This is a genomic window from Luteimonas sp. MJ250 (genome assembly GCF_039548455.1).
Classification (GTDB): domain Bacteria; phylum Pseudomonadota; class Gammaproteobacteria; order Xanthomonadales; family Xanthomonadaceae; genus Luteimonas.
In genome coordinates, this window is sequence record NZ_JBCLVB010000010.1 from 150,200 (window position 1) to 170,604 (window position 20,405).

Below are 20,405 nucleotides of genomic sequence, written 5' to 3' on the forward strand. Positions count from 1 at the left end.
CCGGCCGCGATCGGCGGCATCAAGCTGCCTATTGTCGCGGGCGCGGCCGGCGGCGGCAATCGCCGGCAGCCTGCCATCAGTTGGGTCGGGAAACGCTTGACCGTGCGTGTGGTGGTGTTATAGTTGCATACAACACCAGTCATCCAGAGCAGGACTTCCGCCATGGACCGCAAGCTCAGCCACAGCCTGACCGCACTGTCCGTCACCGGCATATGCCTGGCCGCCGCCCTGCTGGCATCCAGCCCGGTCGATGGCGACGGCCGCACCACGGGTCCTTCCGCGGTCGCCCTCGACGCGCCAGCCGATGACCCGGCGTCCGGCCGCCCCGCGCCTCGCGCCTCCAGGGGCGCACGCCGCGGACTGGCACTTCCCTACTTCTCCTTTGCCCACGGCATGCGCCGTATCGGAGGCTGAGTCATGTCCGGCATCCAATGGAGCGATGGCGCTCCCATCTACCGACAGCTGAAAGAGCGGGTCATCGCGATGATGCTCGATGGCCAGCTCAAACCGGGCGACGCCCTGCCTTCCGTGCGCCAGGTTGCCGCCGAATACCAGCTCAACCCGATCACTGTATCGCGCGCCTACCAGGAACTGGCCGATGAAGCCCTGGTGGAAAAGCGCAGGGGCCTGGGCATGTTCGTCACCGAGGAGGCGTCCAGAAAACTGCTGGGCAACGAACGCGACCGATTCCTGAATGAAGAATGGCCCCAGGTGCTGGAGCGAATCCGGCTCCTCGGCCTCTCGCCCGAAGACCTCCTGCGCGAAGGACACTCCGCATGAACGCACACGAATCCGCAGTCATCGACGCCCGCGGCCTGGTCAAGGCCTACAAGGGCAAGCCTGCCCTCGATGGCACCAGCTTCCGCATCGAACGCGGCCGCATCGTCGGCCTGATCGGCCCCAACGGCGCCGGCAAGACCACGGCGCTGAAGGCCATCCTCGGGCTGATCCCGTTCCGGGGCGAGCTGTCGGTTCTCGGCCGCGACCCGCGCAGCGATCGCAACCTGCTGATGAACGACGTCTGCTTCATCGCCGACGTTGCCGTGCTGCCGCGCTGGATGCGGGTGCGCGAGGCGATCGCCTTCGTCGAAGGCGTCCACCCGCGCTTCGACCGCGCCCGCTGCGAGCGCTTCCTGGCCAACACCAAACTGGACCCGAAGATGCGGGTACGCGAGATGTCCAAGGGCATGATCGTGCAGCTGCACCTGGCGCTGGTGATGGCCATCGACGCCCGCCTGCTGGTGCTTGACGAGCCCACGCTCGGACTCGACGTGCTCTACCGCAAGCAGTTCTACCAGCGCCTGCTGGAGGACTATTTCGATGAGGACAAGACCATCGTCATCACCACCCACCAGGTCGAGGAGGTCGAGCACATCCTCACCGATGCGCTGTTCATCCGCGACGGCCGGATCGTGGTCGATGCGCCGATGGACGAACTGGCCGCGCGCTTCACCGAAGTCCTGGTCAACGCCGACAAGGCCGAGGCCGCGCGCGCGCTGTCGCCGATCGATGAACGCGCCCTGCCCTTCGGCAAGACCGTGATGCTCTTCGACGGCGCCGATCGCAGCGCGCTGGCCGCCTACGGCGAAACCCGTACCCCCGGGCTCGCCGACCTCTTCGTCGCCACCATGAAGGGAACCTACTGATGAACGCCACAGTCGACACCCTGCCGGTCGCCAAGTCCCCGGCGCACCGGACCCACCGCTTCGCCGTGCTGCTCCGGCGCGAGTACTGGGAGCACCGCGGCGGCTTCTTCTGGGCCCCCGTGATCGCCGCCGCGGTCTCGCTGCTGCTGACCGCGATCCTGTTCACCATCGCCCTGGTCGGCATGCGCAACGCCGACAGCGACGCGAAGTTCCACCTCGACGACGGCAGCACGATGTCGATCAACGGCCTCGACCTCGGCGTCCTGGCCGGACAGCTCAGCGCGGACGACAAGGCCCAGCTTGCCACCGGCATCGACCTGACCATGCTGCTCTCATCGGCATGGCCGTTCATCGTCATGGTGTTCGTGATGTTCTTCTACTGCCTGGGCGCGCTGTACGACGAACGCAAGGACCGCAGCGTGCTGTTCTGGAAGTCGCTGCCCGTGTCCGATGGCGAGACCGTGCTGTCCAAGGTGGTCTCCGCGACGATCGCGGTGCCGCTGCTGGCGACGCTGGTGGCCATCGCCACCATGCTGGTCTTCCTGCTGCTCCTGAGCGCGGCGGTCATGTACCACGGCGGCAACCCGCTGGAGCTGATCTGGGGCCCGGGCCATGCGCTGACCATCTCGCTGTCCCTGCTGGCTGCGATACCGGTCTATGCGATCTGGGCGCTGCCCACCGTCGGCTGGCTGATGCTGTGCTCGGCCTGGGCGCGCAGCGTGCCCTTCCTGTGGGCGGTACTGCTGCCGGTGCTTTCCGGTGCCTTCGTGAGCATGTTCAGCGTGATGCGGCTGTTCAACCTCGACGCCCAGTGGTTCTGGAGCAACATCGTGGCGCGGATCCTGCTCGGCGTGGTGCCGCTGACGCCCTACGACCTGTCGCGCATGGACGGCGCCCAGATCGAAAGCAGCGGCATCGTCCAGCTGATCGAACCCGCGGCTGTCTACGGCAACCTGCTGCAGCCCGCGACCTGGATCGGCGCCGCCGCCGGCGTGGCCATGCTGCTGCTCGCCACCCGCCTGCGCCGCTGGCGCGACGAAGGCTGAGCCACGTGACGACTCCTGGAGGAATACCGATGACCATCACGATGCGCGCGTCCCACGCCCTTTCAGCCGCGCTGCTCTGCATGCTGGCCGCCGGCTGCAGCCCGGCAACCGATGCACAGCCCGCCACGGACGCAGCCGAGGCCAGCGAAGCCGATGCCGGGAAGACCTTCATCGGTCGCCAGGCCGCCAAGGCGATCGCCAAGGCGAGCCAGGCGCTGAAATCGAAGAACCTGGGCCTCGGCGACGACTTCGCAATCACCATCAACGGGCGCGACTATGGCGGCGGGCACGGTAGCGAAGGGCTGCCCAAGGCCGAACTCACGCCCGACGGCGAATTGCTGATCGAAGGCAAGGCGGTGCCGGCCACCCCGGAACAGCGCACCCTGCTGCTTGCACATCGCCGCCACCTGGAAGACGTGGCCCTGGCCGGGATGGCCATTGGCGTCCAGGGTGCGGACGTCGCAGGCGCCGCGCTGACCGGGATCGGTGAAGCGGTGTTCGGCGGCGACGAGGGGCGCCAGGCCTATGAGGCACGGATCGAAGCCGAAGCGGACAGGATCAGGGACGAAGCACTCAAGCTCTGCGCGCTGCTGCCGGCGTTGTACGACAGCCAGCAAGCGCTGGCCGGCGCGCTGCCCGCCTTCGCCCCCTACGCGACGATGACACCCCGCGACATCGAGGACTGCGCGAGCCACGGCGACGACGACGCCGCCGGGGCAGGCGCGGGCGAAACCATCACCGCCTGACCCGTCCGACACCTGCGCCCCGCGGCGCGCCCGGGCCCTCCGCCCCCCGCCCCCCAGCACACGAGGTTATCGATGCGCATTCCAGCCACCACGCTCTCCCTCGCCCTCCTCTCCCTGGCGGCAGCGTCCGCCCCGGCCCTGGCCGACGACGACCGCGCGTGCAGGCACAGCGCGCCGCAATCGCTCGTGCTCGACATCGGCGATGCGCGCCTGGTCGAGTTCCGCGTCGGCGCCAGCAAGCTGCGCCTTGGCGGCAAGCCCGGGCGATCCGCCAACCTGCAGGGACGCGCCTGCGCCTCGAGTGCGGACGACCTTGCGCGGCTGCAGCTGGAGCAGTCCCGGGAAGGCGACCGCCTGGTCGTTCGCCTCAACCTCGAGCAACGCGAAGGCTGGTCGTTCTTCGGCAACCACTACGCCTATTTCGACCTGTCGGGAACCGTGCCCGACGACATGCCGGTCGAGGTCTCGGTCGGCTCTGGCGACGCCTGGCTGCGTGACCTGTCCGGGCTCGGCCTCATCGTCGGCTCCGGCGACGCCGAAGCGCGGGGAATCCGCGGCGAAGTCCGGGCGACCGTCGGCTCGGGTGATATCACGCTGGAGGACATCGGCAGCCTGGACGGCGGCTCGATCGGCTCCGGCGACCTCGCGGCACGGAACGTCCGCGGCGATGCGCGCATGGGCAGCGTCGGCTCGGGCGACCTGGATCTGCACGACGTGGATGGCCGGGTCGAGATCGGTTCGATCGGTTCGGGCGATGCCGATCTCCAGCGCATCGGCGGCAGCGTGGACGTGGGTTCCGTGGGGTCAGGCGACATCGACGCCAGCGGGATCGGCGGCGACCTGCGCGTGCGTTCGCTGGGCAGCGGCTCGGTCGACCACGAAGGCGTTGCGGGCCAGGTCGACATTCCGCGCAAGCGTTGAGGCCCCGCCCCGCGGGCGCGTACCCGGACGCGCCCATCCGCCGCGGCTAGACTGTGTATCGACCACGCCGCAGCCGCGCGGCGCGGCGCTCCGACGCCGAGGATCGCATGCACGACATCGTCTGGAAGCCCGGCGCGCCGCGCGCCATCCTGCTTGCCACCGACCTGGACGGACGCTGTGACCGCGCCCTGGACCGTGCCGTTGCGCTGGCGCGCGAATGGCAGGCGAAGCTTGTCGTCCTGACCGTGGTCGAACCCGCGCCCGCGCCACCTCCCCAGCGTCGCGACCAGGCACAGTCGCCGCACGCCAGCAACGCCGCGCTGCGCGCCGCCGCGCGCCTGCGGCGCGACGTTGGCCCCGTTGCCGACGAAGTCCAGCTTGAACTGCTGATACGCGAGGGCCAGGTCGGCAGTTGCGTCGACTCGGTGGCCATGGAAACAGGCTGCAGCCTGGTGGTAACCGGCATCGCGCACGACGCGCTGTTCGGACGCCACCTGCTGGGTTCCACCGTCACCTGGCTGTCCCGCCACGGCCACTTGCCGCTGCTGGTCGTGCGCGACCGTGCCCGCGCACCCTACGCACGGATGGTCGTGGCCAGCGACTTCTCGCCGTCCTCGGCGCGCGCACTCGATGTCGCGCGCTGCTTCTTTCCGGAAGCCGCCACCAGCCTGTTCACCGCCTTCGAACTGCCCTACCTCGGCCTGCGCGATGGCGACCGCGCACGCAGCGTCGGCGACGTGCACGAAGCCACCCTGCAGAAGGCCCGCGACTTCCTTGCCGCGCAGGGCCACGCCGGCATCCCGGTGGCGGCCGCCCATGGCGACGCCGCGGCCCGCCTGGCCGAACACGCGATGGCGTCCGACGCCGACCTGGTGGTCGTGGCCAGCCACGGCCGCAGCGCCCTGTTCCACCTGCTCATCGGCAGCGTGGCGCGCGAAATCCTCGACGCCAGCCCCTGCGACACCCTGCTGGTGCCGGAACCGAAGGCGCGCGACTGACGCGCCGGGTGAACGCGCCGTCAGCCTGCCCCGTGGATGCCGCCGCGGGTCAGCGCCAGCGGGTCGAGCAGCGTGCGCAGCTTCGCCTCCGGCAGACCGGTGGCTTCCACCGCCACTTCCAGCACCGGGCGTCCTTCGCGATACGCCTGCTTGGCGATCGCCGCCGCCTTCTCGTAGCCGATCACCGGGTTGAGCGCCGTCACCAGGATCGGATTGCGCTCCAGCGCGGCCCCGACGACGTCGCGCCGCACCTCCAGCCCATCGATCACCCGGTCGGCCAGCAGCCGCGACACCGCCGACAGCAGCTGGATCGACTCCAGCAGGTTGTTCGCGATCAGCGGCAGCGCCACGTTGAGCTGGAAATTGCCGGTCTGGCCCGCCACCGTCACCGCCACGTGGTGGCCCATCACCTGCGCGCAGGCCATCACCGTGGCCTCGGGAATCACCGGATTGACCTTGCCCGGCATGATCGAACTGCCCGGCTGCAGGGTCGGCAGCTCGACCTCGCCCAGCCCGGCCAGCGGCCCGGAATTCATCCAGCGCAGGTCGTTCGCGATCTTGATCAGCGCCACCGCCGCCGCATTGAGCTGGCCCGACAGTTCCACCGCGTCGTCCTGCGAAGCGATGCCCTCGAACTTGTCGATGGCGGACTCGAATCGCGTGCCGGTGGCATCGGACAGCGCCTTGGCGACGGCTTTCCCGAAGCGGGGATCCGCATTGATGCCGGTGCCGATCGCCGTGCCCCCGATCGGCAGCCTGCGCAGGCGCTTGAGCGTGTCGCCCAGCCGTGCTTCGGCCGACGCCAGCTGCGAAGACCAGGCTCCGAACTCCTGCGCGAACGTCAGCGGCATCGCATCCATCAGGTGCGTACGACCGGTCTTCACCACCTTGCGCAGCGAGCGTCCCTTCCGATCGATGCGCTTGCGCAGGTGCTGCAGCGCCGGCAGCAGCTCTTCCACCACCGCCAGCTGCGCCGACACCCGCAGCGCCGTCGGCACCACGTCGTTCGAACTCTGGCCGAGGTTGACGTGGTCATTGGGATGCACCGCCCGCTTGCCCGCGCGCGTCGCCAGCGTCGCGATGACCTCGTTGGCATTCATGTTCGACGAGGTCCCTGATCCCGTCTGGTAGACATCGACCGGAAAGTGCGCGTCATGGTCGCCGGCCGCGACCGCGTTGGCAGCCTTGCGGATCGAGGCCGCCAGGCCCTTGGGCAGCAGCCCGAAGCCCGCGTTGGCCTCGGCCGCCGCGGCCTTGACCAGCCCCAGTGCACGGATGAAACCACGCGGCATCGGCCGCCCGCTGACCGGGAAATTCTCCACCGCGCGCTGCGTCGACGCGCCCCAGAGCGCACCGGCGGGCACTTCCAGCTCGCCCATGCTGTCGTGTTCGATGCGGAAATCCTTGGCAGCCATGACGTCCTCCATTGGTGATGCATTGGAGGATACGCCGGCGATCGCAGGCTCCCGAACACCGTCGAGGGGGTCGTGGAGAAACGCGTGCCCGAAGCCGTGGTGCCCAAAACCAGCCAGCCGCAAGACTCTCACCCGGCAACAACCCGGCATCCCAAAGCACCCGCCGGGTAGAATGTCCGGCCGCCCACGCCGAAGCCCGCCATGCCCGCCCTCGACCCGCTGCTCGCCCTCTCTCCCCTCGACGGCCGCTACGCCGGCAAGGTGGAGGCGCTGCGACCGGTGTTCTCCGAGTTCGGGCTGATCCACGCCCGCGTGCGCGTCGAGATCGAATGGCTGCTGGCCCTGGCCGCCGAACCCGGCATTCCCGAACTGGCCCCCTTCGACGAAGGCGCCACCGCCAGCCTCCGCGCCCTGGCCGATGGCTTCTCGCCCGCCGACGCCGCGCGCGTCAAAGAGATCGAACGCACCACCAACCACGACGTCAAGGCGGTCGAGTACTTCATCAAGAAACGCCTGGCCGACGACGCCGCGCTGGGCCCCGCGCTGGAGTTCGTGCACTTCGCCTGCACCAGCGAAGACATCAACAACCTGTCCTATGGCCTGATGCTCGACGCCGCGCGCCGCGAAGTGATGCTGCCGGCGCTGGACGGCGTCACGGCCACGCTGCGCGGCATGGCGCACGAATTTTCCGCGCTGCCGATGCTCTCGCGCACCCATGGCCAGACCGCCTCACCGACCACGGTGGGCAAGGAGCTCGCCAACGTGGTCGCACGGCTGGAGCGCCAGCGCGCGCAGCTGGCCGCCGTGTCGCTGACCGGCAAGGCCAATGGCGCGGTCGGCAACTACAACGCGCACCTGGCCGCCTATCCCGACGTCGACTGGCCGGCGTTCTCGCGCCGCTTCGTCGAATCGCTGGGGCTGGACTTCAATCCCTACACCACCCAGATCGAACCGCACGACTGCATCGCCGAGATCGCCGACGTGCAGAAGCGCATCGCGACCATCCTCATCGACCTGTCGCGCGACGTCTGGGGCTATATCTCGCTGGGCTATTTCAAGCAGGCGGTGAAGGCCGGCGAAGTCGGCAGCTCGACCATGCCGCACAAGGTCAACCCGATCGACTTCGAGAACGCCGAGGGCAACTTCGGCATCGCGATCGCCCTGTTCGAGCACTTCGCGACCAAGCTTCCGATCAGCCGCTGGCAGCGCGACCTCACCGATTCCACCGTGCTGCGCGCGCTCGGCACCGCCTTCGGCCACGCGCTGGTCGGCTTCGACGCTCTGGGGCGTGGACTGGGGAAGCTCAGCGCGAACCCGGAGCGGCTGGCCGCCGACCTCGACGCCTCGTGGGAAGTGCTGGCCGAAGCGGTGCAGACGGTGATGCGCCGGCACGGCCTGCCGAGCCCCTACGAACAGCTCAAGGCGCTGACCCGCGGCCAGGGCATCACCGCGGAGTCGATGCGCGCGTTCATCGCCGGACTGGAGCTGCCGGACGACGCGAAGCAGCGTCTCCTCGACATGAGGCCCGGCAGCTATTCAGGCCACGCGGAAACACTTGCCCGCGAGGTCTGACCCGCCAAGCCGGGACCTGTGGGAGCGGCTATGGCCGCTCCCGCAAAGATCGACGGATCCACGCCCTCTCCACGCAGTCGCGAACCGCACGAGACCAGCACCATGACGACCCGCAAGGCACCCTCCGGACGCAAGGCCTCCAGCAGCGGGAAAGCGCCTGCCCACGATCTGCCGCTCGAGATCGACGCCGCCGGCAAGGGTCCGCTGGGCATGCCGCCGGCCGACTTCCTCCGCGACTACTGGCAGAAGCGTCCGCTGCTGATCCGCAACGCCTTCCCCGGCTACAGCTCGCCGATCGCGCCCGAGGACCTAGCCGGCCTGGCCTGCGAGGACGGCGTGCTGGCCCGCATCATCGAACACGATCGTGCCTGCGATGCCTGGACCGTGCGCCAGGGTCCATTCGCCGAGGAAGCCTTCCCGGCGATGCCGCACCAGGACTGGACCCTGCTGGTCCAGGACGTCGACAAGTGGGATCCGGACATCGCCGGCCTGCTGCGGCATTTCGGCTTCCTGCCGCGCTGGCGGCTGGACGACATCATGGTCTCGTTCGCCGCGCCGGGCGGCTCGGTCGGCGCGCACGTCGACCAGTACGACGTGTTCCTGCTGCAGGCCCACGGCCACCGCCGCTGGACGATCGACGCCAGCGTGGCCATGGGCGGGACGGAGCCGCCGCTGGACTTCCGCGACGACGTCGACATCAAGCTGCTGCGCGAGTTCACGCCCACCCACGACCGGGTGCTCGGCCCCGGCGACATGCTGTACCTGCCGCCCAACGTGCCGCACCACGGCGTGGCCGAGGATGCCTGCCTGACGTTCTCGGTCGGCATGCGCGCCCCGTCCGCGGCCGAGCTGCTCGGCGACCTGGCCGACAGTTTGCTGGCCGACGCCGACGACACCCTGCGCTACGCCGACCCCGACCTTGCACTGCCCGATGACCCGGCGGAAATCGACGATGCCGCGATGGCGCGCGTGGTGCATGCCCTGGACCTGCTGCGCAGCGACGATCCGCAGCGCTTGGGCGACTGGTTCGGCCGCTTCATCACCCTGTATCGCAACGGCGGCGAAGTCGCCGCCCCCGACGGGGGCGACGCCCCGCCGCGCTCGCGCATCGAGGTCGAGTGGGACCTCGAGCACGGTGCCGGCCTCCACCGCCATCCGTATTCGCGCATGGCCTGGCGGCGGTCCGGCGACGATGCGCAGCTCTTCGTCAACGGCGAGGCCTACGCGATGCCGGCCGCGGACGCCGCGGCCATCGCCAATGCGCCCGTGCTTGGCGACGCGGCCTATGCCGCCCTGACGCCGCATGCGCGCGGCTGCGTGCTGGCCCTGCTGGAAGCCGGCCATTACCAGCTGGTGCTGGAAGACGACGGCGACGACGACAGCGACGACGGGGAGTAGATCCATGGCCCAGGCGCAGGCATTCACCATCCATGCGGTCGGTTTCGAAGAAGGCCTTCCGGAGCTGCGCAGCGTGCGCGAAGCGGTGTTCGTCCAGGAACAGGGCGTGCCGCTGGCCCTGGAGTGGGACGAACTCGACCCGGTCTGCCACCACGTCATCGCCCGCGACGACGCCGGCAACGCCATCGGCACCGGCCGGCTCACGCCGGCGCGCGGCATCGGCCGGATGGCGGTCCTGCCCGCATGGCGCGGCCGCGGCGTCGGCGACGCACTGCTGCAGGCCCTGCTGGAGCAGGCGCAGACGCTGGAGTGGCCCGAAGTCAGCCTCCACGCCCAGGCCACGGCGATCGGCTTCTATGCGCGCGCCGGCTTCCTCCCCGTCGGCGAGCGCTTCCAGGAAGCCGGCATCGAGCACCAGGGCATGCTCCTGCGGCCGGGCGCACTCAACCTCGTCGACTCGCGCGACGCGGCGATCGCCGCCACGGCGGGCGTCATCGCGGGCGCCCGCCGCCATCTCGACATCTACAGCCGCGAGCTCGATCCGGGCCTGTTCGACCAGCCCGGGATCGTCGCCGCGATCCGCCGCTGCGCCACCGGTGGCGAGTGCGCGATCCGCATCCTGCTGCAGGAGCCGGCAGCGCCCCTGCGTGCATTCGCGCCGCTGATCGCGCTCGGCCAGCGCCTGCCCAGCGCGATCGCCTTCCGGGCGGTGGAGGAACAGGTCGACCGCGCCTATGCCTCGGCCTTCATCGCCAACGACGGCGGCGGCCATTTCTTCCGGCCGCAGGGCCAGCGCTGGGAGGGCGAAACGCGGCTCGACGGCGCCGGTCGCGCGCGCCACCTGCGCGGCGTATTCGACGCCTTCTGGGAGCGCGCCCGGCCCTGCACGGAATACCGCGCCCTCGGCATCTGAGCGGCTGCGGCGGCACCCGACCTTCCGCCGCCTGGGCAACGATGCGTTTCGAACCGGGATTCTGGCGCCTCAACCCCGCCCGGAGGGCTATAATTGCCCGGATCGGGTGCCTGAACAGGCAACCGTCCCGCGAAAGCGGACCATCCCCCCATTTCCTGAGCCTTCCGACGCCATCGTGGCCAATCTATTGAAGCAGTTTGCGCAGTCCTCCCAGCTCGGCGCCAATGCCGCCTTCATCGAGGACCTGTACGAGCAGTATCTCGTTGACCCCGACAGCGTCGGCGATAAATGGAAGGCCTGGTTCGACGGCTTCCAGGGCCGGGAGGCCGGCGACGTCCCGCACTCGGTGGTCATGGACGCGGTCGCACGCGCCGGCCGGGAAGCCAGGGCCGGCGTGGTGGCGGCCTCCGGTGGCGGCGACCTCGAAGCCCAGCGCAAGCAGGGCTCGGTGCTGAAGCTGATCACCGCCTACCGCTCGCGCGGCCACCTGCAGGCGGACACCGATCCGCTGGGCATGGCCGAGAAGATCGACGCGCCCGATCTCGACCTGCCCTTCCACGGCCTGTCCGACGCCGACCTCGACTCCGAGTTCGCAACCGGGCCCGCCGCCGGCGGCACCAGCACCTTCGGCGGTGCCCCGCGCATGCGCCTGCGCGACCTGTTCGCCCTGCTGCGCGCGACCTATGCCGGCCCGATCGGCGCGGAATTCATGCACATCCCGCAGGCCGAACAGCGGCGCTGGATGTACGAGCGCATGGAAACCGCCGGTGGCCGCTACAGCCACAGCGCCGACGAACAGCGCCGCATCCTCGAACGCCTGACCGCGGCCGAGGGCCTGGAGCGCTACCTGCACACCAAGTACGTCGGCCAGAAGCGCTTCTCGCTGGAGGGCGGCGATTCGCTGATTCCGCTGCTCGACACCGTGATCCGCAGCGCCGGCAACGAAGGCGTCAAGGACATCGTGATCGGCATGGCCCACCGCGGCCGCCTGAACGTGCTGGTCAATACGCTGGGCAAGAGCCCGCGCAGGCTGTTCGACGAGTTCGAAGGCAAGTTCGAGCACAACGACCTCGCCCACGCCGGCGACGTGAAGTACCACATGGGTTTCTCCGCCGACGTCGCCACCGATGGCGGCCCGGTGCACCTGGCGCTGGCCTTCAACCCGTCGCACCTGGAGATCGTGGACCCGGTGGTCACCGGTTCGGTGCGCTCACGCCAGGAGCGCCGCCAGGACACGGCCCGCCGCCAGGTGATGCCGATCCTGATCCACGGCGATGCTGCCTTTGCCGGACAGGGCGTGGTGATGGAGCTGTTCCAGATGTCGCAGGCGCGCGGCTTCGCGGTCGGCGGCACGCTGCACGTGGTGGTCAACAACCAGGTGGGTTTCACCACCAGCGCCCGCGAGGACGCACGCTCCACGCTGTACTGCACCGACGTGGCCAAGATGATTGGCGCACCGGTGCTGCACGTGAACGCCGACGATCCCGAAGCCGTGGCCTTTGCCGCGCGCCTGGCCTATGACTTCCGCCAGGAGTTCAACAAGGACGTGGTGATCGACCTGGTCTGCTACCGCCGCCACGGCCACAACGAGGCCGACGAGCCGGCGATCACCCAGCCGGTGATGTACCAGGTGATCCGCAAGCACAAGACCACCCGCGAGCTCTACGCCAACCAGCTGGAGGCGGCCGGCGTGCTGCCCGCGAAGGGCGGCCAGGCGCTGGTCGACCGTTACCGCGACCGGCTCGATGCCGGCGAGGTCACGACCGAACTGGCACGGGTGGAAAAGACTCCGCCGGAGAGCCGCCTGTTCGTGGACTGGGGCGCCCTGGTCGCGGGCACGCTGGCCGACAAGGCCAGTACCGTGGTGAAGCCGGCGAAGCTGAAGGCGCTGGCCAAGGCCATCACCACCATTCCCGAAGGCGTGCAGCTGCACTCCCGCGTCTCCAAGGTCTACGAGGACCGCCGCAGGATGGCCGCCGGTGAAATCCCCGCCGACTGGGGCTTCGCCGAGAACCTCGCCTACGCGACCGTGCTCGACGAGGGCTTCGGCCTGCGCCTGGTGGGCCAGGACGTGGGGCGTGGCACCTTCACCCACCGCCACGCGATCCTGCACGACCAGAAGACCGACAACTACTACCTGCCGCTGCAGCAGCTGGTCGATTCGCCGGAGCGGGCCACGATCATCGACTCGCTGCTCAGCGAGGAAGCGGTGATGGCCTATGAGTACGGCTTCTCCACCACCGATCCCAACACGCTGTGCATCTGGGAAGGCCAGTTCGGCGATTTCGCCAACGGCGCGCAGGTGGTGATCGACCAGTTCATCGCTTCGGGCGAGGCCAAGTGGGGCCGCATCAACGGCCTGACCCTGCTGCTGCCGCACGGCTACGAAGGCCAGGGCCCCGAACACAGTTCGGCGCGCCTGGAGCGCTTCCTGCAGCTGTGCGCGCTCGACAACATGCTGGTCTGCGTGCCATCCACGCCGGCCCAGGCCTTCCACATGCTGCGCCGGCAGATGCGCATGACCACGCGCAAGCCGCTGGTGGTGATGAGCCCGAAGTCGCTGCTGCGCCACAAGCTCGCCGTCTCCACGCTGGACGAACTCGCCACGGGCGAATTCCAGCACCTGATCGGCGACGCTTCCGCGGATCCGAAGAAGGTGGAGCGCGTGGTGCTGTGCTCGGGCAAGGTCTATTACGACCTGCTCGAAGACAGGGAAAATCGCGGCCAGGACAACGTGGCGCTGGTGCGCGTCGAGCAGCTCTATCCGTTCCCGCGCGAGGCGCTGGTCGCCGAGCTCGGCAAGTACGGCAAGGCCACCTCGGTGGTCTGGTGCCAGGAAGAGCCGCAGAACCAGGGCGCGTGGTACCAGATCCGCCACCACCTGCAGTACTGCGTTCCGGACACGCTGGAGCTGCACTACGCCGGACGCTCGCGCTCGCCCTCGCCCGCCGTCGGCCACTTCGCCGACCATGTCGCCGAGCAGCAGCAGCTGGTCGCCGACGCACTCACTTCCAAGGCCGGCAGCGTTTTCGCCGCCGACTGACCCCCACAACGCTGACAGCAACGACCAGGACGCATCAAGACCATGGCCACCGAGATCAAGGTACCGGTACTCCCCGAATCCGTTTCCGACGCCACCATCGCCACCTGGCACAAGAAGGTGGGCGACGCGGTTGCACGCGACGAGAACATCGTCGACCTCGAGACCGACAAGGTCGTGCTCGAAGTACCCTCGCTCGTCGACGGCGTGATCAAGGAGCTGAAGTACGCCGAGGGTGACACCGTCACCAGCCAGCAGGTGCTGGCGGTGATCGAGGAGGGCGCCGCGCCGGCCAAGGGCGACGATGGCGACGCTGGCAAGGCCAAGGCCGAGCCGGCCGCGGGTGCCCAGGAAGTGCAGCCCAAGGCCGACGCCGCGAAGGCCGAGGCCAAGGCGCCTTCGTCGACCCGTCCCTCGCCCGCCTCCGGCGGCACGGCCGGGCTGCCCCCGGGCGCGCGCTTCACCGCGGTGAAGGACGGCATCGACCCGTCGCAGGTCGAAGGCACCGGCCGTCGCGGCGCGGTCACCAAGGAAGACCTGGTCAACTACGCCAGCGGCAAGACTGCGGGCGTGTCCGGCGGCGCGCGTCCGGAAGAGCGCGTGCCGATGACCCGCATCCGCAAGCGCATCGCCGAGCGCCTGATGCAGTCGAAGGAATCGATCGCGATGCTGACCTCGTTCAACGAGGTCAACCTGGGCAAGGTCATGGCAATGCGCAAGGAGCTCGGCGAGAGCTTCCAGAAGCAGCACGGCATCAAGCTCGGCTTCATGAGCTTCTTCGCCAAGGCCGCCGCCAACGCGCTGCAGAAGTATCCGGTGGTCAACGCCTCGGTCGACGGCGACGACATCATCTACCACGGCTACGCCGACATCTCGATCGCGGTCTCCACCGACCGCGGCCTGGTGACGCCGGTGCTGCGCAACGTCGAGCGCATGGGCTTCGCCGACGTCGAGAAGGCGATCTCCGACTACGCCACCAAGGCGCGCGACGGCAAGCTGTCGCTGGACGACCTGCAGGGCGGCACCTTCACCATCACCAACGGCGGCACCTTCGGCTCGCTGATGTCGACGCCGATCGTCAACCCGCCGCAGTCCGCGATCCTGGGCATGCACACCATCAAGGAGCGCCCGATCGTCGAGAACGGCGCCGTGGTCGCCGCGCCGATGATGTACATCGCGCTGAGCTACGACCATCGCATCATCGACGGCAAGGACGCGGTGCAGTTCCTGGTCGACATCAAGGACCAGCTCGAGAATCCGCACCGCATGCTGCTGGGGATGTAAGCCGCTCCCTGCGAGGTTGCCCCCCATCCGCCCCTTCGGGGCACCTTCCCCCGCGCGGCGGGGGAAGGGATATCGAGGAACAGGAACATGGCTGAACAATTTGACGTTGTCGTGATCGGTGCCGGCCCCGCCGGCTACCACGCCGCGATCCGCGCCGCCCAGCTGGGCATGAAGGTCGCCTGCATCGACGCCGGCGTCGGCAAGGACGGCAAGCCCGCCCTGGGCGGCACCTGCCTGCGCGTGGGCTGCATCCCGTCCAAGGCGCTGCTCGACAGTTCGCGCCAGTTCCACAACCTGCAGCATGTCTTCGGACAGCACGGCATCACCGCCAAGGACGCCAAGATCGACGTCGGCACGATGGTCGGCCGCAAGGACGCGATCGTGAAGCAGTTCACCGGTGGCATCGCGCAGCTGTTCAAGGCCAACAAGGTCACGCCGTACTACGGCTTCGCCACCCTGCATGCCGACCGCCTGGTGAAGGTCAAGCAGCACGACGGCAACGAGGTCGAGCTGACCGGCACCAACGTCATCATCGCCGCGGGCTCGGATTCGATCGAACTGCCGTTCGCGAAGTTCGATGGCGACACGATCGTCGACAACGTCGGCGCGCTCGATTTCGCCGAGGTGCCCAAGCGCATGGCCGTGATCGGTGCCGGCGTGATCGGCCTGGAGCTGGGCAGCGTGTGGAAGCGCCTGGGCGCCGAGGTCGTGATCCTCGAGGCGATGCCGGACTTCCTGGCCGCGGCCGACGCCGAGGTCTCGAAGGTGGCCGCGCGCGAGTTCAAGAAGCAGGGCCTGGACATCAGGCTCGGCGCCAAGGTCTCCAAGGCCGAGGTCACCGGCAAGGGCAAGAAGAAGGAAGTGCAGGTCACGTTCGCAGACAAGAAGGGCGAGGAGACCATCACCGTCGACAAGCTGCTGGTCGCCGTGGGCCGCAGGGCCGCGTCCAAGGGCCTGCTGGCCGAAGGCAGCGGCGTGAAGCTCACCGAGCGCGGCCAGATCGAGGTCGACGAGCACTGCCACACCGGCGTCGACGGCGTCTGGGCCGTGGGCGACTGCGTCCGCGGGCCGATGCTGGCGCACAAGGGCTTCGAGGAAGGCATCGCCGTGGCCGAGCTGATCGCGGGCCTGCCCGGCCACGTCAACATGGACACCATTCCCTGGGTGATCTACACCGAGCCGGAGCTGGCCTGGGTTGGCAAGACCGAGCAGCAGCTCAAGGAAGAAGGCATCCCCTACAAATCGGGCAGCTTCCCCTTCGCCGCCAATGGCCGCGCGGTGGCAATGGTCGAGCCGGCGGGCTTCGTGAAGGTGCTGGCGCACGCCGAGACCGACCGCGTGCTCGGCATGCACCTGGTCGGCGCGAACGTGTCGGAGCTGGTGCACGAGGGCGTGCTGACGATGGAGTTCAAGGGCTCCGCCGACGATCTCGCGCGCATCTGCCACGCGCACCCGAGCCTGTCGGAAGCGATCCACGACGCGGCGATGGCCGTCGACAAGCGCGCGATCCACAAGGCGAACTGAAGGCGCGGGCCGGCGCATGCCCGGCCCCGCACCTTCCGCTGCCGCAAAGCGCCGGGCACTGCCCGGCGCCGTCCTTTCCAGTCTTCGAAGAATCACTGCCCATGAAAAGCCTTTGCGTCTACTGCGGCTCCAACAGCGGTGCACATCCCGCCTACATCGAGGGCGCGATCGCACTGGGCACGCGCATGGCCCGTGACGGCATCCGCCTGGTCTATGGCGGCGGCAACATCGGCCTGATGGGCACGATCGCCGACGCCGTGCTGGCCGCGGGCGGCGAGGTGGTGGGCGTGATCCCGAAGCACCTGGTCGACATGGAAGTCGCGCACGGCGGCCTCACCGAGCTCGAAGTCGTCGATTCGATGCACCAGCGCAAGTCGCGCATGTTCGACCTGGCCGACGCCTTCGTGGCGATGCCCGGCGGCTTCGGCACGCTCGAGGAAATCGTGGAGATGTTCACCTGGCGGCAGCTCGGCATCAGCGAGAAGCCCTGCGCCCTGCTCGACATCAACGGGTATTACCAGCCACTGGTCGCGATGATGGACCGCATGGTCGAGGAGCGCTTCCTGCATCCCGGCCAGCGCGAGGACATGTGGACCGGCGACAACATCGACGCCATGTTCGAATGGATGCGCGGCTACCAGCCCGCGCAGGCTTCGAAGTGGCTCGACGAGAAACGCAGCCGCGAGCTGCGCTGAGAGCGGCCGCTCTCCCGCGGCCGCCTCTGGCCGCGCTCTGGCCGCACTCCAGCGTTGCTGCAGCACCACTGTTCTTGCAACAGCCGGTTGTGCGACAGCCGGCCTGTCGCGGGCGGCATCGCCGATAATCGAACCGGGCCGCAGTCACGGCGGCGTTTCAAAGGAGACGGCATGAGCATTCCCGACACGTTCCGCGCCTTCCGCATCCACAGCGATGACGCCGGCTATCGCAGCGGCATCGAACAGGTTTGCATCGACCAGCTTGCGCCCGGCGAGGTCGTGCTGAAGACCGCGTTCTCGTCCGTCAACTTCAAGGACGCACTCGCAGGTACCGGCAAGGGCAGGATCCTGCGCCGCTTCCCGCTGGTCGGCGGCATCGACGTCGCCGGCCACGTCGTCGCCTCCGCCGATCCCGCCATCCGCGAAGGCGACCAGGTGCTGGTGACCGGCTGCGGCCTGAGCGAGACCCGGGACGGCGGCTACTCCGAATACGCGCGCGTGGAATCGAAATGGGCGATTCCGCTGCCGGCCGGCCTGTCGCTGCGCGAATCCATGATCCTCGGCACCGCCGGCTTCACCGCCGCGCTCGCGCTGCTGCGCATGGGCGAGAACCGGCAGCAGCCCGGGCTTGGCCCGCTGGCGGTCACCGGCGCCACCGGCGGCGTCGGTTCGCTTGCGGTCGACATCTTTTCAAGCGCGGGCTACGAAGTGCACGCGATCAGCGGCAAGCCGGAACAGGCCGCCTACCTGAAGGAGATCGGCGCCAGCGAGGTGCTCGGGCGCGATGCGCTCGCCACCACCCGGCCGATGGAATCGGCCCGCTTCGGCGGCGGACTCGACAACGTCGGTGGCGCGATGCTCACGAGCCTGCTGGCGCAGACCGTCCCCTACGGCAACGTTGCCAGCGCGGGCCTGGCCGCAAGCCACGACCTGTCCGCCACGGTCATGCCCTTCATCATCCGCGGCGTCTCGCTCCTGGGGGTCGCGTCCGCGGGCACGGCGCGCGACATCCGCGACGAGGTCTGGCGCCGCCTGGCCAGCGACTGGAAGCCGCGCCACCTCGAGCGGATCTGCACTCGCGAAGTCGCACTCGACGCGCTGCCGGAGGTCTTCGAGGGCATGCTGGCCGGCGGTTCCCACGGTCGCACGCTGGTCACGCTGTGAGAACGCGAGCCGCGCGGCGGCCCCTGCTTGCAGGCCGCCGCCCGCGGGCTACAATCGCGGGAACTGAACGGGGAACACCATGGCGCGCATCCTGATCGTCGACGACTCGCCATCACAGCTGATGGGCATCCGCCGCATCGTCGAAAGCCTCGGCCACGAGGCGCTGACCGCGGAAGACGGCGCCGCCGGCGTCGAGGTGGCCAAGCGCGAGCTCCCGGACCTGATCCTGATGGACGTGGTGATGCCGAACCTCAACGGCTTCCAGGCCACGCGCTCGATCACCCGCGACCCCAGCACGAAGCACATCCCCGTGATCCTGGTGACGACCAAGGACCAGGAGACCGACAAGGTCTGGGGCATGCGCCAGGGCGCACGCGCCTATCTCACCAAGCCCTTCAGCGACACCGAGCTTTCGGCGACGATTGTCGAGGCGATCGCCACCGAACCGACGCCGCCCGCGGCCGCCTGAGCCGGCGCCCCGGGTACGGGGCTACGGCGGCGCTACTCGCGCCTCCACTCCCCGGAAAACGCCTCGCGCAGGGCCTCGTAGGCCGCCTGCTGCGCTTCGCCCTGCGGCACCGGCGCCTGCACCTCAAGCTCGACGATCTGGTCGCCATCGGCCTGCCCGCCCGTTCCCGGCAGGCCGCGGCCGCGCAGGCGCAGCCGGCGCCCGGCCTCGGACCCGGCCGGCACTTTGAGCTCCACGGTGCCGCCCAGCGTCGGAACGCTGACGGCCGCGCCCAGGGCCGCCTCCCAGGGCGCGACCTGCAGCGCATAGATGATGTTGCGGCCGTCGACCTCGAAGCGCGGATGCGTTGCGTACTCGACCTCCAGCAGCAGGTTGCCGCCCTGCCCGCCCTGGCCCGCCAGGCGGATCACCTGCCCCGGGCGGATCCCGCGCGGGACCTTGACCTCAAGCGTCCGGCCGTTGACCGCGATGCGCATCGCCCCGCCGCGGTATACGGTTTCCACGGGCACGGCCAGGCGCGCGCGGGTATCGCCGCGCGGCGGATTGCCGAAGCCCGGCCCGCCCCCCTGCTGCTGTGCCTGGCGGCGGAACAGGCTTTCGAAGAAGTCGCTGAAGCCGCCGTTGCCGCCCCCGCCGAAGACTTCTTCGTGGTCGAACCCGGGGCCGCCGCCATTGCCGCGGAAGCCGCCCGGCGGCGGATGGATCTCGTCGCCCGGCCGGTAGCCGCGACCGCGCAGCTGGTCGTAGGCCTTGCGACGCTCAGGGTCGCGAAGCGCCTCGTAGGCCTCGTTGACGGCCTTGAACTTGTCCTCGGCCCCGGTTTCCTTGCTGACGTCGGGGTGGTACTTGCGCGCCAGCCGCCGGTAGGCGGTCTTGATCTCGGCCTCGCCGGCGCTGGCCTCGACGCCGAGCACGGCGTAGTAATCCTTGAACTGCATGCGATCTCCACGTGCGCGACCCTGGTGCCGGCCGCGGCAGGGTAGCAATATCGGGACGAACGACGGGTGACACAAGCCCGCGGCGGCCACGGCGTGGCACCATGGTGCGAGCGGCGGCGATTCCCCGCCACCCACGCGAATACGGAGCCCTCCCCATGACCATCCAGACCGGCGACGCCATCCCCGAGGTCACGCTGAAGCACATCGACGACGGCGTGCAGACCATCGACACCCCGACCCTGTTCGCACACAAGAACGTGGTGCTGTTCGCGGTGCCCGGCGCGTTCACGCCGACCTGCTCCGAGCGCCACCTGCCCGGCTTCATCGAGCATTTCCAAGCCTTTCGCGAGCGCGGGATCGAAGTCGCGTGCATGGCCGTCAACGACCCCTTCGTGATGCAGGCCTGGGGCGAGAGCCAGGGCGTCCCTTCGGGCCTGCGCATGCTGTCCGATGGCAACGGCGACTTCGTCCGCGCGCTCGGACTGGAGATGGACGGTACCGCCTTCGGCATGGGCATGCGCAGCAAGCGCTTCGCGCTCTACGCCGAAGACGGCGTGGTCAAGCAGCTGTTCGTCGAGGCTCCGGGCGAGTTCAAGGTCTCTTCCGCGGAGCACGTGCTCGGCGCGATCTGAGGCC

Annotated in this window: 19 protein-coding genes; 17 read left to right on the forward strand and 2 right to left on the reverse strand. The window is 69.2% G+C overall.

Going from position 1 to position 20,405, the window contains the following annotated elements; genetic code table 11:
- Positions 1-162: 162 nt before the first annotated feature.
- The 7 genes from WCE37_RS04325 to WCE37_RS04355 all read left to right on the forward strand — a co-directional run bounded on the left by WCE37_RS04325 (position 163) and on the right by WCE37_RS04355 (position 5,357).
- Positions 163-414 carry a hypothetical protein gene (locus WCE37_RS04325; protein ID WP_343278289.1) on the forward strand — a complete coding sequence of 84 codons (252 nt, stop codon included), beginning with the start codon at positions 163-165 and terminating at the stop codon, positions 412-414.
- Between the two features lie 3 nt (positions 415-417).
- Positions 418-780, forward strand: a complete 363-nt coding sequence (locus WCE37_RS04330; RefSeq protein ID WP_343254374.1) for a GntR family transcriptional regulator — start codon at positions 418-420, stop codon at positions 778-780.
- On the forward strand, positions 777-1,646 hold the full coding sequence (locus WCE37_RS04335; protein WP_343278290.1) for an ABC transporter ATP-binding protein: 870 nt from the start codon (positions 777-779) through the stop codon (positions 1,644-1,646). Before WCE37_RS04330 ends, WCE37_RS04335 begins: the two co-directional genes overlap by 4 nt.
- Positions 1,646-2,692 carry a hypothetical protein gene (locus WCE37_RS04340; protein WP_343254376.1) on the forward strand — a complete coding sequence of 349 codons (1,047 nt, stop codon included), beginning with the start codon at positions 1,646-1,648 and terminating at the stop codon, positions 2,690-2,692. Before WCE37_RS04335 ends, WCE37_RS04340 begins: the two co-directional genes overlap by 1 nt.
- Before the next feature lie 29 nt (positions 2,693-2,721).
- On the forward strand, positions 2,722-3,438 hold the full coding sequence (locus tag WCE37_RS04345; RefSeq protein ID WP_343278291.1) for a hypothetical protein: 717 nt from the start codon (positions 2,722-2,724) through the stop codon (positions 3,436-3,438).
- 72 nt (positions 3,439-3,510) lie between these two features.
- Entirely contained in the window at positions 3,511-4,359 is an 849-nt protein-coding gene (locus WCE37_RS04350) for a hypothetical protein (RefSeq protein ID WP_343278292.1), read from the forward strand.
- A 107-nt stretch (positions 4,360-4,466) separates the two neighbouring features.
- Complete coding sequence (locus WCE37_RS04355) at positions 4,467-5,357, forward strand: universal stress protein (protein WP_343278293.1); 891 nt, start codon at positions 4,467-4,469, stop codon at positions 5,355-5,357.
- Between the two features lie 20 nt (positions 5,358-5,377).
- Here the strand turns inward: WCE37_RS04355 and WCE37_RS04360 are convergent, their stop codons facing one another.
- A complete protein-coding gene (locus WCE37_RS04360; protein ID WP_343278294.1) occupies positions 5,378-6,772 on the reverse strand; it encodes a class II fumarate hydratase in 1,395 nt (464 codons plus the stop codon).
- Between the two features lie 201 nt (positions 6,773-6,973).
- Here WCE37_RS04360 and purB point away from each other — a divergent pair, with 201 nt between their 5' ends.
- The 9 genes from purB (at position 6,974) to pilH (ending at position 18,831) form a co-directional block, all read left to right on the forward strand.
- Positions 6,974-8,344: an adenylosuccinate lyase gene (gene purB / locus WCE37_RS04365; RefSeq protein ID WP_343278295.1), complete on the forward strand. Its 1,371-nt coding sequence runs from the start codon at positions 6,974-6,976 to the stop codon at positions 8,342-8,344.
- 102 nt (positions 8,345-8,446) lie between these two features.
- On the forward strand, positions 8,447-9,742 hold the full coding sequence (locus tag WCE37_RS04370; protein WP_343278297.1) for a cupin domain-containing protein: 1,296 nt from the start codon (positions 8,447-8,449) through the stop codon (positions 9,740-9,742).
- Positions 9,743-9,746: 4 nt separating this feature from the next.
- Positions 9,747-10,655, forward strand: a complete 909-nt coding sequence (locus WCE37_RS04375; protein WP_343278298.1) for a GNAT family N-acetyltransferase — start codon at positions 9,747-9,749, stop codon at positions 10,653-10,655.
- A 175-nt stretch (positions 10,656-10,830) separates the two neighbouring features.
- Entirely contained in the window at positions 10,831-13,698 is a 2,868-nt protein-coding gene (locus WCE37_RS04380; protein WP_343278299.1) for a 2-oxoglutarate dehydrogenase E1 component, read from the forward strand.
- Between the two features lie 42 nt (positions 13,699-13,740).
- Entirely contained in the window at positions 13,741-14,979 is a 1,239-nt protein-coding gene (sucB, locus tag WCE37_RS04385) for a dihydrolipoyllysine-residue succinyltransferase (protein ID WP_343278301.1), read from the forward strand.
- An 87-nt stretch (positions 14,980-15,066) separates the two neighbouring features.
- The gene (gene lpdA / locus WCE37_RS04390; RefSeq protein ID WP_343278302.1) at positions 15,067-16,503 is read left to right on the forward strand and encodes a dihydrolipoyl dehydrogenase; all 1,437 of its coding nucleotides are present in this window, start codon (positions 15,067-15,069) and stop codon (positions 16,501-16,503) included.
- 101 nt (positions 16,504-16,604) lie between these two features.
- Positions 16,605-17,198 (forward strand): TIGR00730 family Rossman fold protein, encoded by a 594-nt coding sequence (locus tag WCE37_RS04395; RefSeq protein WP_343278303.1) that lies wholly within the window; start codon positions 16,605-16,607, stop codon positions 17,196-17,198.
- A gap of 171 nt (positions 17,199-17,369) precedes the next feature.
- Entirely contained in the window at positions 17,370-18,362 is a 993-nt protein-coding gene (locus tag WCE37_RS04400; RefSeq protein ID WP_343278304.1) for an acryloyl-CoA reductase, read from the forward strand.
- Between the two features lie 79 nt (positions 18,363-18,441).
- The gene (gene pilH, locus WCE37_RS04405) at positions 18,442-18,831 is read left to right on the forward strand and encodes a twitching motility response regulator PilH (protein ID WP_343254388.1); all 390 of its coding nucleotides are present in this window, start codon (positions 18,442-18,444) and stop codon (positions 18,829-18,831) included.
- Positions 18,832-18,863: 32 nt separating this feature from the next.
- On the opposite strand, the gene WCE37_RS04410 is transcribed toward pilH, so the two are convergent.
- Positions 18,864-19,769: a DnaJ C-terminal domain-containing protein gene (locus WCE37_RS04410; RefSeq protein WP_343278305.1), complete on the reverse strand. Its 906-nt coding sequence runs from the start codon at positions 19,767-19,769 to the stop codon at positions 18,864-18,866.
- Positions 19,770-19,924: 155 nt separating this feature from the next.
- Between WCE37_RS04410 and WCE37_RS04415 the strand changes: the two genes are divergently transcribed.
- Positions 19,925-20,401, forward strand: coding sequence for a peroxiredoxin (locus WCE37_RS04415; RefSeq protein ID WP_343278306.1), 477 nt, complete (start codon positions 19,925-19,927; stop codon positions 20,399-20,401).
- Positions 20,402-20,405 lie beyond the last annotated feature (4 nt).

Excerpts from the sequence above, each read along its gene's own strand:
- WCE37_RS04360 (WP_343278294.1), bottom strand. The coding sequence starts at position 6,772 with ATGGCTGCCAAGGATTTCCGCATCGAACACGACAGCATGGGCGAGCTG.
- WCE37_RS04330 (WP_343254374.1), top strand. The coding sequence starts at position 418 with ATGTCCGGCATCCAATGGAGCGATGGCGCTCCCATCTACCGACAGCTG.
- WCE37_RS04340 (WP_343254376.1), top strand. The coding sequence starts at position 1,646 with ATGAACGCCACAGTCGACACCCTGCCGGTCGCCAAGTCCCCGGCGCAC.
- WCE37_RS04375 (WP_343278298.1), top strand. The coding sequence starts at position 9,747 with ATGGCCCAGGCGCAGGCATTCACCATCCATGCGGTCGGTTTCGAAGAA.
- WCE37_RS04410 (WP_343278305.1), bottom strand. The coding sequence starts at position 19,769 with ATGCAGTTCAAGGATTACTACGCCGTGCTCGGCGTCGAGGCCAGCGCC.
- lpdA (WP_343278302.1), top strand. The coding sequence starts at position 15,067 with ATGGCTGAACAATTTGACGTTGTCGTGATCGGTGCCGGCCCCGCCGGC.
- WCE37_RS04345 (WP_343278291.1), top strand. The coding sequence starts at position 2,722 with ATGACCATCACGATGCGCGCGTCCCACGCCCTTTCAGCCGCGCTGCTC.
- purB (WP_343278295.1), top strand. The coding sequence starts at position 6,974 with ATGCCCGCCCTCGACCCGCTGCTCGCCCTCTCTCCCCTCGACGGCCGC.
- WCE37_RS04335 (WP_343278290.1), top strand. The coding sequence starts at position 777 with ATGAACGCACACGAATCCGCAGTCATCGACGCCCGCGGCCTGGTCAAG.
- sucB (WP_343278301.1), top strand. The coding sequence starts at position 13,741 with ATGGCCACCGAGATCAAGGTACCGGTACTCCCCGAATCCGTTTCCGAC.
- WCE37_RS04415 (WP_343278306.1), top strand. The coding sequence starts at position 19,925 with ATGACCATCCAGACCGGCGACGCCATCCCCGAGGTCACGCTGAAGCAC.
- WCE37_RS04370 (WP_343278297.1), top strand. The coding sequence starts at position 8,447 with ATGACGACCCGCAAGGCACCCTCCGGACGCAAGGCCTCCAGCAGCGGG.
- WCE37_RS04400 (WP_343278304.1), top strand. The coding sequence starts at position 17,370 with ATGAGCATTCCCGACACGTTCCGCGCCTTCCGCATCCACAGCGATGAC.
- WCE37_RS04395 (WP_343278303.1), top strand. The coding sequence starts at position 16,605 with ATGAAAAGCCTTTGCGTCTACTGCGGCTCCAACAGCGGTGCACATCCC.
- WCE37_RS04355 (WP_343278293.1), top strand. The coding sequence starts at position 4,467 with ATGCACGACATCGTCTGGAAGCCCGGCGCGCCGCGCGCCATCCTGCTT.
- WCE37_RS04350 (WP_343278292.1), top strand. The coding sequence starts at position 3,511 with ATGCGCATTCCAGCCACCACGCTCTCCCTCGCCCTCCTCTCCCTGGCG.
- WCE37_RS04325 (WP_343278289.1), top strand. The coding sequence starts at position 163 with ATGGACCGCAAGCTCAGCCACAGCCTGACCGCACTGTCCGTCACCGGC.
- pilH (WP_343254388.1), top strand. The coding sequence starts at position 18,442 with ATGGCGCGCATCCTGATCGTCGACGACTCGCCATCACAGCTGATGGGC.